This window comes from Glaciecola sp. 2405UD65-10 (assembly GCF_048820975.1).
GTDB lineage: Bacteria > Pseudomonadota > Gammaproteobacteria > Enterobacterales > Alteromonadaceae > Glaciecola.
The window spans coordinates 43,307-55,891 of the sequence record NZ_JBMEUF010000004.1; the positions used below are offsets into that span (position 1 = coordinate 43,307).

14 protein-coding genes are annotated in these 12,585 nt (G+C 40.9%); 2 read left to right on the forward strand and 12 right to left on the reverse strand.

The genetic code is table 11. From position 1 onward, the window contains the following. Nucleotides 1-38 precede the first annotated feature (38 nt). On the forward strand, nucleotides 39-1,724 hold the full coding sequence (locus ACOI22_RS16930) for an amidohydrolase (protein ID WP_420673324.1): 1,686 nt from the start codon (nucleotides 39-41) through the stop codon (nucleotides 1,722-1,724). Nucleotides 1,725-1,735: 11 nt separating this feature from the next. Here the strand turns inward: ACOI22_RS16930 and ACOI22_RS16935 are convergent, their stop codons facing one another. The 4 genes from ACOI22_RS16935 to dinB all read right to left on the reverse strand — a co-directional run bounded on the left by ACOI22_RS16935 (nucleotide 1,736) and on the right by dinB (nucleotide 4,493). Then, nucleotides 1,736-2,242 carry a GNAT family N-acetyltransferase gene (locus ACOI22_RS16935; RefSeq protein WP_420673325.1) on the reverse strand — a complete coding sequence of 169 codons (507 nt, stop codon included), beginning with the start codon at nucleotides 2,240-2,242 and terminating at the stop codon, nucleotides 1,736-1,738. Beyond that, nucleotides 2,215-3,078, reverse strand: coding sequence for an MBL fold metallo-hydrolase (locus ACOI22_RS16940; protein ID WP_420673326.1), 864 nt, complete (start codon nucleotides 3,076-3,078; stop codon nucleotides 2,215-2,217). The genes ACOI22_RS16935 and ACOI22_RS16940 overlap by 28 nt, the downstream gene beginning before the upstream one ends. A gap of 91 nt (nucleotides 3,079-3,169) precedes the next feature. Continuing rightward, nucleotides 3,170-3,400 (reverse strand): DUF1653 domain-containing protein, encoded by a 231-nt coding sequence (locus ACOI22_RS16945; RefSeq protein WP_420673327.1) that lies wholly within the window; start codon nucleotides 3,398-3,400, stop codon nucleotides 3,170-3,172. Between the two features lie 31 nt (nucleotides 3,401-3,431). After that, a complete protein-coding gene (dinB, locus tag ACOI22_RS16950) occupies nucleotides 3,432-4,493 on the reverse strand; it encodes a DNA polymerase IV (RefSeq protein ID WP_420673328.1) in 1,062 nt (353 codons plus the stop codon). A 134-nt stretch (nucleotides 4,494-4,627) separates the two neighbouring features. Here dinB and ACOI22_RS16955 point away from each other — a divergent pair, with 134 nt between their 5' ends. Beyond that, entirely contained in the window at nucleotides 4,628-5,344 is a 717-nt protein-coding gene (locus ACOI22_RS16955) for a transporter substrate-binding domain-containing protein (RefSeq protein WP_420673329.1), read from the forward strand. 19 nt (nucleotides 5,345-5,363) lie between these two features. Here ACOI22_RS16955 and nqrM read toward each other — a convergent pair whose 3' ends face one another. The 8 genes from nqrM to ACOI22_RS16995 form a co-directional block, all read right to left on the reverse strand. Then, nucleotides 5,364-5,597, reverse strand: a complete 234-nt coding sequence (nqrM, locus tag ACOI22_RS16960; RefSeq protein ID WP_420673330.1) for a (Na+)-NQR maturation NqrM — start codon at nucleotides 5,595-5,597, stop codon at nucleotides 5,364-5,366. Nucleotides 5,598-5,638: 41 nt separating this feature from the next. Beyond that, entirely contained in the window at nucleotides 5,639-6,679 is a 1,041-nt protein-coding gene (locus ACOI22_RS16965) for an FAD:protein FMN transferase (RefSeq protein WP_420673331.1), read from the reverse strand. 73 nt (nucleotides 6,680-6,752) lie between these two features. After that, nucleotides 6,753-7,985, reverse strand: coding sequence for an NADH:ubiquinone reductase (Na(+)-transporting) subunit F (gene nqrF / locus ACOI22_RS16970; RefSeq protein ID WP_420673333.1), 1,233 nt, complete (start codon nucleotides 7,983-7,985; stop codon nucleotides 6,753-6,755). 21 nt (nucleotides 7,986-8,006) lie between these two features. Beyond that, nucleotides 8,007-8,615 (reverse strand): NADH:ubiquinone reductase (Na(+)-transporting) subunit E, encoded by a 609-nt coding sequence (nqrE, locus tag ACOI22_RS16975; RefSeq protein WP_420673334.1) that lies wholly within the window; start codon nucleotides 8,613-8,615, stop codon nucleotides 8,007-8,009. Nucleotides 8,616-8,621: 6 nt separating this feature from the next. Then, nucleotides 8,622-9,254: an NADH:ubiquinone reductase (Na(+)-transporting) subunit D gene (locus tag ACOI22_RS16980; protein ID WP_420673335.1), complete on the reverse strand. Its 633-nt coding sequence runs from the start codon at nucleotides 9,252-9,254 to the stop codon at nucleotides 8,622-8,624. Nucleotides 9,255-9,263: 9 nt separating this feature from the next. Then, on the reverse strand, nucleotides 9,264-10,028 hold the full coding sequence (locus ACOI22_RS16985) for a Na(+)-translocating NADH-quinone reductase subunit C (protein WP_420673336.1): 765 nt from the start codon (nucleotides 10,026-10,028) through the stop codon (nucleotides 9,264-9,266). Beyond that, nucleotides 10,018-11,220: an NADH:ubiquinone reductase (Na(+)-transporting) subunit B gene (locus ACOI22_RS16990; protein WP_420673337.1), complete on the reverse strand. Its 1,203-nt coding sequence runs from the start codon at nucleotides 11,218-11,220 to the stop codon at nucleotides 10,018-10,020. Before ACOI22_RS16990 ends, ACOI22_RS16985 begins: the two co-directional genes overlap by 11 nt. A 2-nt stretch (nucleotides 11,221-11,222) precedes the next feature. Then, nucleotides 11,223-12,563: a Na(+)-translocating NADH-quinone reductase subunit A gene (locus tag ACOI22_RS16995; protein ID WP_420673338.1), complete on the reverse strand. Its 1,341-nt coding sequence runs from the start codon at nucleotides 12,561-12,563 to the stop codon at nucleotides 11,223-11,225. Nucleotides 12,564-12,585 lie beyond the last annotated feature (22 nt).

Sequence of the window (12,585 nt, forward strand, 5' to 3'; positions counted from 1 at the left end):
GCTAATAATAAATCGTACTATAACAAGGATAAATAAGTATGTTGTTGCACAAACTACGTTTCACACAATTAATAAAATATAGCGCCGCTACATTATGCTCATTGGCATTGGTAGCTCCTTTAGCCCAAGCCAAAACAATTCAATACACAAACGCTAACGGATATACGCTAAATGCAAAAGGAGAGCTTACACGCTTTACGCATTTTGTAGTACAGGATGACCTCATACAAAGCGTAGACGCCGACGTTTCATCAAGTATAGAAACCGTTAACCTTGAAGGCCAAACCGTTTTACCGGGGCTTATAGATGCGCACGGGCACATATTGGGACTTGGTAGCAACTTATTGGAAGTAGATTTACGCGGCAGTACTTCAGAAAAAGAAGCCGCGAATAGAGTCATAACTTATATTGCCCAAGCAGCCAGTAGCGAAGAAGAAAGCGACTGGATTATTGGTAGAGGCTGGAACCAAGTATTATGGCCAAGCAAAGAATTCCCTTCTAAAGAAACACTAGACGCGCTGATTAAAGATCGCCCTATTTATTTATCTAGAGTGGATGGCCATGCTGCATGGCTAAACTCAAAGGCCTTGGCGCTTGCCGGAATAGACAGAAATACTATTTCACCAGCGGGTGGTGAAATAGTAAAAGATGCAAACGGAGAGCCTACCGGCGTACTAATTGATAATGCCGAATTATTACTGCAGGATGTTTTGCCAAAACCCAGTAAAAAGCAATTTAAAAGAGCACTTGAAGCAGCCCAAGCACACTTATTAAGTTTAGGAATAACAAGTGCGCACGATGCAGGCATTTCAAAGCAGGTTCGTGACTTTTACATACAAGAAGCAGAAAGTAATGCATTGAAATTTCGTATTTATGCCATGCTTGCAGCCACTGATCCTCAACTATTGTCAATGCTTAAATCAGGGCATTATTTAGATGACGACGCACTGTTAAGCATTAGAAGTGTAAAAGTATATGGTGATGGTGCTTTAGGCAGCCGGGGCGCGGCTTTGTTAAAGCCATATTCCGATGATCCAAGCAATTCGGGTTTATTAGTCACCTCACCTGAAACATTGCCAATGTTGTTTAACAATATAATAGGCGCTAACTTTCAATTAAACATTCATGCAATTGGTGACAGAGCTAACCGCCTAGCATTGCAGCAATTTGCCAAAACCTTTGCTATTTTTCCAGAAAATAGTGAACGCCACCGCGTAGAGCATGCTCAGGTTATAGCCGTGGAAGATATACCTTTGTTTAAAGAATACGGCGTCATTCCATCCATGCAGCCAACTCACGCCACCAGCGATATGAACATGGCAGAAGACCGCTTAGGTAAGGCAAGACTAAAAGGCGCCTACGCGTGGCAAACATTTTTGCAGCAGGGCTCGCGAATCGCTTTTGGCTCTGACTTCCCTGTTGAACTCGCCAACGCTTTTCATGGCTTACATGCAGCGGTAACTAGGCAAAATGCATTTGAAGAGCCTGCGCAAGGTTGGATAAAGTCTGAGAGTGTGTCACGTATTCAAGCCTTGAAAGGTTTCACTATTGATGCCGCTTACTCAGCGTTTCAAGAAGATCTCTTAGGCAGTATTGAAGCAGGTAAAAAAGCTGATTTCATTGTGGTCGATAAAGATTATTTTGAGGTTGATAACGCTGAAATTCGTAACATCAAAGTTTTGCAAACCTTTGTGAATGGTGAGCAAGTTTATCAGCAACCTTAATGCTAAGGTAACTAGAACGTTAAAAGCATAAAGTGGCAAGCGGGGATAGCAGTTATCCCCTTTGGTGGAACGGCTACCTCAAAACCCACTTTTGTGTAAACCTTGAAAGCGATCTTGTTTGCCTTATAGACATACAAGCTTACTTGTTTGATAGAGTGAACAGACTCAATCTTTGCTTGTTCTACAAGGCTTGTTACTAAATAATAAGATAAGCCCATGCCCTGAAACTTCGGTGCAATGGCAACGCGGCCTAAATGCGCATAGCCTTGATGCAACTGATACTGGCCAAAGCCTACTAATTCTGAGTGATAATAAAAACTTAAGGCCTTATATCCCTTCTTGTGTAAGGAGCGTAAAAACTCTTCATCACTAGCAGCATACCTAAATGAAGCCCCGCCCCACAAGAGCAAATCCTTGGCGTTTGAAAACCACGATTTAAGCACAGGAAAGTCATGCTCTTGTGAAGGTCTTATTTCAAGATCAGTTGTTTCTATTCGGGATATAATGTTTTTATCCATTTCTCTTCATTAATAAACTGCCAAGACCACGCATCCCACTTTTTGTCTAAGCCGGCCTTAAGTAAATCATCTAAGGACACCCCTGCTCGCTTTTGAGCTTGTACATACGTATGAGTTGCTTTGAGCATATTTAAAAACGTTTCAAATTCGGCTTTATTAGCTAGTTCACCGTGCCCCGGAATAATTTGGGTTTTGTCATCAATTTTTGATAGTAAGGTTTCAACTGCGCTTATGTAGCCTTTTACGCTTCCGCCTGCACCCAAATCAATATATGGGAACATGTCTTTAAAAAATAAGTCTCCAGTATGGAGTATGTTGGGTTCCTCAAACCACACCACAGAATCACCGTCTGTGTGGCCTAGAGGTAAATGGAAAACGTGAATGGTCTCGTTATTAAAATGAAACTTAAGGCCGTCTTTGTACGTTACTACGGGTAGCGCTTTGCTAGCTCCATTGTCAGCTGAGGCTAAGCGTATTCTCACATTTTCGTGGGCAAATATAGTGGCGCCTTTATGCTCATGAAAAAACGCGTTTGAACCTGTATGATCACCATGGTAGTGAGTATTTATAATATAACGCGGTGACTGCTCACTTAAGGTTGATAAGGTTTGCGCTATTTTTTCAGCCAATGGCGCATATTGGTCATCAATCATTAATAAGCCATCTTCACCAGCCGACACACCTATATTCCCTCCCGCCCCTACAAGCATATGAACGGAACCACCAACTGCCTTAGCTTTGACTTCAACGTCAGCAAAGCGATCGTCGGCTATAGTGGCGTTGGCAATGGTAAAATTAGTAACTAACAAACTAAAAATAAGCGTAAGTCGTTTCATTTAACTTCCTTTTTGTACGTGTATTGTGCTGTTGATTTTGTGCTATTGATACCTTTTTATTTAGAAAAAAGATTTGCTCAAGGCACAATATTTATTCTACAAAAGCAAAACGTGGCTTTTTACCCGCATCGGTTTGCACTTCTTCAATGAACATTGAATACGGACGAACCCACAACTTACCTTCGCCATATAAGGGGCGATACAACACCAATAGTGATTCATCTTCTGAATGAATAACGGTATCAATAACTTCATACATACCGCCTTTATAGTGTTGATACCTACCAATTTTGAGTTTTACTGAGATTTGATTATCTGACATAAAAGCCCCTGCTAAAAAATACATGTTTTGTTTAGTCTAACATCAAAGATAGTTGCTTCGCACTGCCAGTATCATCAGCAAAACCAATATATACGCCCAGCAAACGTGCATCTTTGCCATTTCTGCGTTCCCAAGCTTCTTCTAGTAAGGCTGAAAAAACGTTTGCATTTAGCTCTGCGCTTTTATGCTCTTTTGTAGTTTGGCGAAAGTCAGAGAATTTAAGTTTAACGCCTAGCTTGTCTATTTTTCTGGTTTTTAAATGCTTACCTGCACGCCTTTCTAATTCAGGTAGTAGCGAATCTTTTAAATAAGCTTGTAAATCAGGCTCATTAATCATATTTTCGGCAAAGGTACGCTCAACTGCTACCGATTTTCGAATTCGACTTGTTTCTACCCCACGCGCATCAATCCCTTGGCATTTACGCCATAAGCTTAATCCAAATTTCCCAAAGCGTTTAATAAGCAAAGACTGCTCACTCGCGCGAATATCAGCACCGGTATTTAGGTTCATTTCTTGTAATTTGCCAAAGGTAACTTTCCCCACGCCGGGAATTTTATTAAGTGGTAGATGTTCAATAAAGGGAATGATTTGGTCAGGCTTTACAAGATATTGCCCGTTTGGCTTGTTCATATCAGAGGCTATTTTGGCGATAAACTTAAGTGGTGCAATGCCCGCTGAAGCGGTTAAGCCGAGTTCTTTGTGAATACTACTTCTAATATCTTGCGCAATAAGCGTTGCTGAGCCTGAAAATTGCGTGCAGTCAGTCACATCTAAATAGGCTTCATCTAAGGATAGCGGTTCTATAAGAGGAGTATAACGAGAAAAAATTTCTCTGATTTGACTGCTAATAGCTTGATACACCTGCATTCTGCCAGGCACAATTATTAACTGAGGGCAAAGTCGTTTAGCCATGGATGTAGGCATAGCTGAGCGCACGCCGTATTCACGAGCCAAATAATTACAGGTTGATAACACGCCTCGCTGCGTGGATTTCCCGCCTACTGCTACGGGTTTATTGGCTAACGAAGGATTATCGCGCACCTCAACAGAAACGTAAAACGCGTCCATGTCTACGTGTATAAACTTTCGCATAACACACCATAGCTGTATAAATTAACAGTATTGTGCTACTTTTTTAGGTTTATTCATAGTGTTTTCTAAAAATAATGCTAGGAAAAAAAGTGCAGAGTAGTTAATCTAAAAAAAATTATAACAAAAGGGATTAGATGAAGTTTATTGTGTTGGCGCTAGCGATATTTGCCACTTTATATAGCAAGGTAGTAAGTAGTACTGAACACCCTTTTAATTATAATCCCCAGCCTATTAGAGTGGGATTAGTAATTTTCCCTCCGCTTGTACTAAAAGAAACAAACGATTCTTGCTACGGTGACGCAATTGATTATGTCAAAAAAGTGCTTAGTTCAACTCGCTTACCGGTTCAATTCTATTGCGGTTCTGCCGCTAGAATTTATCATGACTTTAATCAAAATAAGCTAGATATCACCATAAATACTAAGGCGACTAAAGCCTTAAATAAAACGGCTCACTTTTCTACAAAACCCTATACGAAGCTTGAGGTAATGCTATACAGTAAAAAAGACTTCAGTAAAAAAACAGTGTCTGCAATTAATAAGTTTGAGTATCACGGAGAGCGCTCAAGGTTACTCAAGAAAGGCTATAAGTTTATTGATAAGGCCAACGCACGCCAAGCCTTTATGGTATTTTTACGTCAGCATACACACCATCTTATAAGCTACAAAAAACCCATTGATTACTATTTATCAAATAGCCATGAGAGCAATACGTTTAAAAGACTAGATAGTGGTTTTGCAGAACAATTTCTATTTGAAGTGCCTACTTATTTGGTTGTGAATACAAACTCACATCTTTCAACAAAATTGATCGACAGCATAGAAGCATATAATGAGCGTGAAACCCATTAGGTGACACGCTATTTATAGTCTACAAAATCTGATTATTCTTCCACTCTGCTAATTTCTCTTGGCGTTTTTCTTCCCTTTCTAAACGCGCTTTTTTGCGATCGCAGGGTTCAGGGCAATCACATGCTTTTTCAACACCAACAGCACCAAGGCCGCCACATGAACCCGATATACTTTTCTTTTGCAATATGTAACCTAGCCCCATAGCTAGTGACATTAATAAGAAAAAACCAAATGCTAAAATAAATGTACTCAATTCTAAACTCTTCTGTAGTTAAAAAATTTTTATAAGTTACTTTAAAGACCGGAATTACTAGGCTTTATTACATTGACTTGTGCATTATACGCGCTTGTTGGGTATTCAACAAAGTCTTCACCCTCTTTTGTAATAAAAAGAGCTGCAATATTATTTTTTTCAGCAATTAAAAAGCCGCGGTCTTTACCTAAAACAATTAAGGCAGTTGCTAAACCGTCAGCAGTCATAGAACTTTTCGCTACCACTGATACCGACACCAAGTTATGTTGTATGGGAGCCCCCGTACTTGGATCTATAAGGTGGGAGTATCTTACCCCCTCTTCCTCAAAGTAGTTTCGGTAATCCCCCGAAGAAGCTATTGCATTGTTGCCAATACTAATCACACTTTGTGCACTGCGTTCTGTTGTACTTGGCTTCTCTATGGCAACTAACCACTGTTGGTTGTTTGGCTTAGTACCAGATAGCCTCATTTCACCGCCAATTTCCACTAAGTAATTTTTAATGCCGCGTTTTTCTAATATTAAGGCTAGCCTATCAACCGCATACCCTTTAGCGATGGTAGATAAGTCTATATAAACCTTACTGTGTGCCTTTTTAACCACATTTCCTTTAATAGAGAATTTATCTACGCCCACATACCTTGAAATAAGCGCTAAATCTTCTTTGCTTGGTAATATTTCAGGGCGTGATTGCGGCCCAAAACCCCATAAGTTGACTAAAGGGCCCACTGTTATATCAAGCATTCCCTCGCTTAATGTATTTATACGCAATGCTTCGTTTATTACAAAAGCAGTTTGGTCGGAAACTTCAAATGGTGTATTTGCGGGAGCCTTGTTCAATAAAGAAAGCTCTGAGTCTTCAATGTAAGTCGACATAAGCGCATTAATCTGCACAAGTTCATCTTGTATTGCCTCTTCGATTTGAGCTCTAGTAGGCGTGCTTTCGCTGGCTTGCTGATTATACGTGAACTTGAGAGTATATGTGGTACCCATCGTTCTGCCATTTATGGTTTCAAGAGGTGTATTGGATTGCCCACACGCTTGTAAAAATAGCACAAAGACAAAAATAATGACGTTTTTCAAATCAGGCTTTCCTTATAAAATAAAAAAGGGGCGCTATATAATATAGGGCCCCTGTATACTTCTAACTGACTAACTAGCCACCGAAATCATCAAGCATGATGTTCTCATCTTCCACGCCTAATTCTTTAAGCATATTGATTACAGCAGCATTCATCATAGGTGGACCACACATGTAGAACTCACAATCTTCTGGAGCAGGGTGGTTTTTCAAATAATTTTCTAGTAACACGTTGTGAATAAAGCCAGTATCGCCTTCCCAGTTATCTTCTGGTTGCGGGTCAGACAATGCAACGTGCCATGTGAAGTTTTCGTTCTCAGCTTGCAGCATATCGAAGTCTTCAACATAAAACATTTCACGTAAAGAACGAGCGCCATACCAGAATGTCATTTTACGGTCGGTTTTAATTCGACGAAGTTGGTCAAATATGTGTGAACGCATTGGCGCCATACCAGCACCACCACCAACAAAGACCATTTCAGCGTCAGTGTCTTTAGCAAAGAATTCACCAAATGGACCAGATATAGTTACCTTATCGCCTTTCTTCAAAGACCAAATAAATGATGACATTTTACCTGCAGGTAAGCTTAGGTTATTAGGCGGCGGCGTAGCAATACGCACGTTAAGCATAATAATACCTTCTTCTTCAGGATAGTTGGCCATTGAGTAAGCACGAATAGTTTCTTCGTCAACTTTAGACTCAACATCAAAGAAACCAAAGTGTTCCCAATCTTTACGATATTCATCAGGTACATCAAAGTCTTTATATTTAACATGATGAGGTGGAGCTTCAATCTGAATATAACCACCCGCACGGAAAGGAACGCTTTCGCCGTCAGGTATACCTAATTTTAACTCTTTGATAAAGGTTGCTTCGTTATTATTAGAAATAACTTCACAGTCCCACTTCTTGATACCGAATACTTCTTCTGGCAATTCAATTTTCATGTCTTGCTTTATAGCAACCTGACACGCTAAACGGCAACCTTCTTTAGATTCACGTTTAGTGATGTGGTCAAGTTCAGTGGGTAAAATCTCGCCGCCGCCGTCTTTAATATCAACACGACACTGACCACAAGAACCACCACCACCACAAGCTGATGATACAAATATACCTGAATCAGCTAATGCACCTAATAACTTACCGCCTGGTTGAGTGGTAATAGTGTTTTCAGGATCATCGTTGATCATAATTTTAACGTCACCACTTGGGACGAGCTTTGATTTGGCGAACATGATAATAAATACCAATACCAAAACAATGGCGATGAACATACCAACGCCTAAATATATCTCTGTAGGATTCATTCTATAATCTCCTGAGCCGCGTTACAGTTGAACGCCGGTGAATGATTGGAAACCAAGTGCCATTAATCCAGCAATCATGAATACTGAGCCTAAACCGCGTAATCCATCTGGAATATCAGCGTATTTCAGTTTTTCACGAACCGCTGCTAATAATATAATAGCTAAGGCCCATCCCATACCACTACCAACACCATATACAATACTTTCTGTAAAGTTGTATTCACGTTGTACTGCGAAAGCTACACCACCAAAGATGGCGCAGTTAACAGTAATAAGTGGTAGAAAGATTCCCAAGGCATTGTACAAAGCTGGGAAAAACTTATCTAAAGTCATTTCCAAAATTTGTACTAATGCAGCAATAACACCAATGAAGGTCAAGAAGCTTAAGAAGCTCAAGTCTGCATCAGGGAAACCAGCCCAAGCAAGTGCGCCTGGCGCAAGAATGCTCGTGTAAACAACTTGGTTTACCGGTACAGAAATACCCAATACAACGATTACTGCGACCCCTAGGCCCATTGATGTTTTAACTTTTTTAGATACGGCAATGAAAGTACACATACCTAAGAATAATGTTAGCGCCATGTTCTCAACGAAAATGGCACGAATAAGTAATGAAACGTATGAATCCATGAGTGCTTATTCCTTAGGTTCTACTTGTTCAGGGCGGAAAGTACGGATACCCCAAATCATTAAGCCAATTAAGATAAACGAACTAAAAGGCAATATTAGTAAGCCGTTGCCGGTATACCAGCCGCCATTTTGTACTAAAGGTAAAATCTCGAAACCTAAAATAGTACCAAAGCCGAATAGCTCTTTTACCGTACCAATCACAATTAGTACAAAGCTGTAGCCTAAGCCATTTCCAATACCGTCTAAGAAGCTCATTAGCGGCGGTGACTTCATAGCGTAAGCTTCTGCTCGACCCATTACAATACAGTTTGTAATGATCAAGCCAACGAAAACCGACAACTGTTTTGATATTTCGTAGCTATAAGCTTTAAGAACTTGGTCAACCACAATAACCAATGAAGCAATAATCGTCATTTGAATGATGATACGCACACTCGATGGTATTTGATTACGAATTAACGATATGAACAAATTAGAAAATGCTACTACCGTTGTAAGTGCTAGCGACATAACTAGGGCAGTTTCTAACTTAGTTGTAATTGCCAATGCCGAGCAAATACCCAACACATGCAATGCGATAGGGTTACTATCAATAATTGGCCCGAAGAGGGCTTTTTTCATTTCTTTAGTATCAGCCATGTTCGTGCCTTAAGATTTCCAAGATTGATTTTTAAGATACGTTTCGTAACCATTCTCACCTGCCCAGTACACAAGCGTATTTTCAACACCGTTACTGGTTAAGGTAGCGCCTGATAATGCATCAACCGCGTACTGGTTATCGTTACCCACGTTTTTATCAACTGAAATAGCCACTTCGCCATCTTTATACAGTTGCTTACCGTCCCACTTGGCTTGCCAAGCTGGGTTCGTCACTTCAGCACCTAGTCCAGGTGTTTCTTTGTGTTGATAATAGATGAGTTCGCGAATAGTGTGGCCATCGTTATCTACCGCTAAAAAGCCGTACATCAAGTCCCACAGGCCGCTACCGTGAACGGGTAGAATAATACGTGATACTTCACCCGCTTCATTTTTTATATGGTAAACCGATGCAATACTTGAACGCTGTTTGAAGCCAACGTTCGACTTTTCAACAGGAACGTTAAACTCGCCAATTTTAGCAGCTTTGTACATATCAAAGTCTTCAGAAGGCTTTTCAACGTATTCGCCGGTAGCAAGTTCTACGAATTTTTCTTCAACACGAGCATCATACAAACTGGCTATTTCGTCTTGATTGCTAGCTTGGTCCAGTAGACCGGCTGCATTTAAGATGTTGGTTTTCTTATCCAACGCTGCGTTAGTCGCTTGTAAGCTTCTTAAGCCTACTGCTGCGCCTGATACAACAATTGAACATACTAAACAAACGGCAACTACGATGCCTACGGTTTTTCCTAAGGTTTCTTTTTTAGCCGACACGAGCAAGCCTCCGTTTAATATTGCTTTGCGCTACAAAGTAATCAAATAGTGGCGCCCACAAGTTAGCGAATAAAATTGCTAGCATTATTCCTTCAGGGAATGCAGGGTTTAATGCACGAACAAATACAGTCATAAAGCCAATGAACAAGCCATATGCAAACTTACCTTTGTTGGTAAACGATGCTGATACTGGGTCGGTTGCCATGAAGAACATACCAAACGCCAAGCCACCAATAACGTAATGAAAGTAGAATGGCATATTCATCATTGCGTTGGTGTCAGAGCCTATAATATTTAGTAAGTATCCAAATCCACCGGCACCTAATAAAACACCTAGCACAATACGCCAGCTGGCAATTCGCATATACATTATGAATAAACCACCGAGGATAATCGCCAAGGTTGATACTTCACCGGCTGACCCAGGAATATTTCCAAGAAATGCCTGCCAGAAATGATCGTTGGTGTATTCAAGAGTGCCATTGGCTGCTTGCGTTAACCACGTTGCACCTGAATATCCATCAGCGGCAACCCATACTTGGTCACCTGAAATTTGTGCCGGATACGCAAAGTACAAAAATGCACGTCCAGACAAGGCCGGGTTAAGGAAGTTGCGCCCTGTTCCACCGAATATCTCTTTAGCAATAACAACACCAAAGGTGATACCTAATGCAACCTGCCATAAAGGAATAGTAGCGGGTAAAGTAAGTGCGAAAAGAACCGACGTTACAAAGAAGCCTTCGTTAATTTCGTGCTTTCTTACTGAGGCAAATATAACTTCCCAGAAACCACCTACAATAAATGTAGTGGCGTAAATAGGTAGGAAGAAACATGCACCATAGGCCATCATACCTGCCCAACCAGTGCTTACATCCATGCTACCGCCTAAGGCAGTAAATAATGCAGCTTGCCAAATATCTGGTAGCGCGCCAGCGCCTGACATAATGGCCATATGCGCTTGAGCACCAATGTTATACATACCGTAAAACATTGCTGGGAATGTTGCCATCCACACCATTATCATGATGCGTTTTAAATCAATACTATCTTTTACGTGAGTAGAAGACTTATTGACGGTACCCGGCGTATAAAAAATAGTGGCCGCGGCTTCGTAAAGCGCGTAATACTTTTCATACTTTCCGCCTGCTTCAAAATCAGGCTCGATTTTTTCTATAAAAGCTTTTAAGCCCATGGTTAACCCTCCGACTCAATAGTGGTTAATACGTCACGTAAAACTTGGCCGTAATCGTATTTACCTGGACATACATAAGTACACAATGCCAAATCTTCTTCATCTAATTCCAATGCACCTAAAGTTTGCGCGCCATCAGAGTCACCCGACAATAAATCGCGAAGTAACAAGGTAGGAATAATATCAAGCGGCATTACACGCTCATAGTTACCAATTGGCACCATTGAACGGTTAGAACCATTGGTGGTAGAGGTCATATTGAAAAGCTTTTTAGGGCTTAAATGTCCTAAATAGGCACGAGTTACTGAGTGCTTATCACTTCCTGGCGTAATCCAACCAAGGAATTTTTTCTCAGTATCTTCTTCAATAATTGAAACTTGTACATGGAAGCGCCCTAAATAAGCGTGTGGACCATTCGCCTTCACACCATTTAACACTGAACCTGAAATGATTCTAACAGGCGTATCTGCATATTGGCCTTTCACTAGCTCATTAGTGCTAGCGCCAATTTGCGTACGAACAATTTGTGGTTGTTTAGCAGCTGGTCCAGCAATAGAAACTACGCGAGATACGTCTAATTCACCCGAAGTAACCGTTGCACCAATCGCAATAACGTCTTGGTAGTTTAGCTGCCAAACTGTTTTGCCTGGGCCCACTGCATCAAGATGATGAATATGGGTGCCGGCTAAACCTGCAGGGTGCGGTCCAGCAAACTCGTGAACTTCAGCTTGGCTAGCAGAAGCTTTTACATTTGCGCCACTGGCTTTACAAACGTAAATCTTACCTTCTGTTAAACGAGCTAAAACTTCTAAGCCACTCTCAAAGTCAGCGCTACGCTCTGCAATCACTAACTGTGGGTCAACCGCAAGAGGGTTGGTGTCCATTGCTGTGACAAAAATAGATTTTGGCGCGCTACCAATGGCAGGAGCCTTACTGAAAGGACGCGTACGAATTGCTGTCCATAAACCAGTTTCAACTAACAAATCAACAAGTTGTTGACGGTCAGTAGAAGCAATAGCCGATGCAGACACTTTCGTAAATTCAATTGAATCATCACCCTTAATACCAACAACTACCGACTGCAAAACACGTTTTGCACCACGGTTAACTTCTAGTATTTCGCCTGATGCAGGAGAGACATATTTAACCCCAGGGTTCTTTTTGTCTTCAAACAACAATTGACCTTTCTTTACGACATCACCCACTTGAACGTGCATGGTAGGTCGCATTCCAACATACTCTTCCCCTAAAATAGCCACTTTACTCACAGTTACGGTAGAACCGATCTGCTGTTGTGGGGCTCCTTTAATAGGAAGGTCTAAGCCTTTTTTGATTTTAATCATATGCAATTAGCTACTCTCAAAT

Excerpts from the sequence above, each read along its gene's own strand:
- ACOI22_RS16980 (WP_420673335.1), bottom strand. The coding sequence starts at position 9,254 with ATGGCTGATACTAAAGAAATGAAAAAAGCCCTCTTCGGGCCAATTATT.
- ACOI22_RS16955 (WP_420673329.1), top strand. The coding sequence starts at position 4,628 with ATGAAGTTTATTGTGTTGGCGCTAGCGATATTTGCCACTTTATATAGC.
- nqrE (WP_420673334.1), bottom strand. The coding sequence starts at position 8,615 with ATGGATTCATACGTTTCATTACTTATTCGTGCCATTTTCGTTGAGAAC.
- ACOI22_RS16935 (WP_420673325.1), bottom strand. The coding sequence starts at position 2,242 with ATGGATAAAAACATTATATCCCGAATAGAAACAACTGATCTTGAAATA.
- ACOI22_RS16945 (WP_420673327.1), bottom strand. The coding sequence starts at position 3,400 with ATGTCAGATAATCAAATCTCAGTAAAACTCAAAATTGGTAGGTATCAA.
- nqrF (WP_420673333.1), bottom strand. The coding sequence starts at position 7,985 with ATGAATCCTACAGAGATATATTTAGGCGTTGGTATGTTCATCGCCATT.
- ACOI22_RS16930 (WP_420673324.1), top strand. The coding sequence starts at position 39 with ATGTTGTTGCACAAACTACGTTTCACACAATTAATAAAATATAGCGCC.
- ACOI22_RS16995 (WP_420673338.1), bottom strand. The coding sequence starts at position 12,563 with ATGATTAAAATCAAAAAAGGCTTAGACCTTCCTATTAAAGGAGCCCCA.
- ACOI22_RS16990 (WP_420673337.1), bottom strand. The coding sequence starts at position 11,220 with ATGGGCTTAAAAGCTTTTATAGAAAAAATCGAGCCTGATTTTGAAGCA.
- ACOI22_RS16940 (WP_420673326.1), bottom strand. The coding sequence starts at position 3,078 with ATGAAACGACTTACGCTTATTTTTAGTTTGTTAGTTACTAATTTTACC.
- dinB (WP_420673328.1), bottom strand. The coding sequence starts at position 4,493 with ATGCGAAAGTTTATACACGTAGACATGGACGCGTTTTACGTTTCTGTT.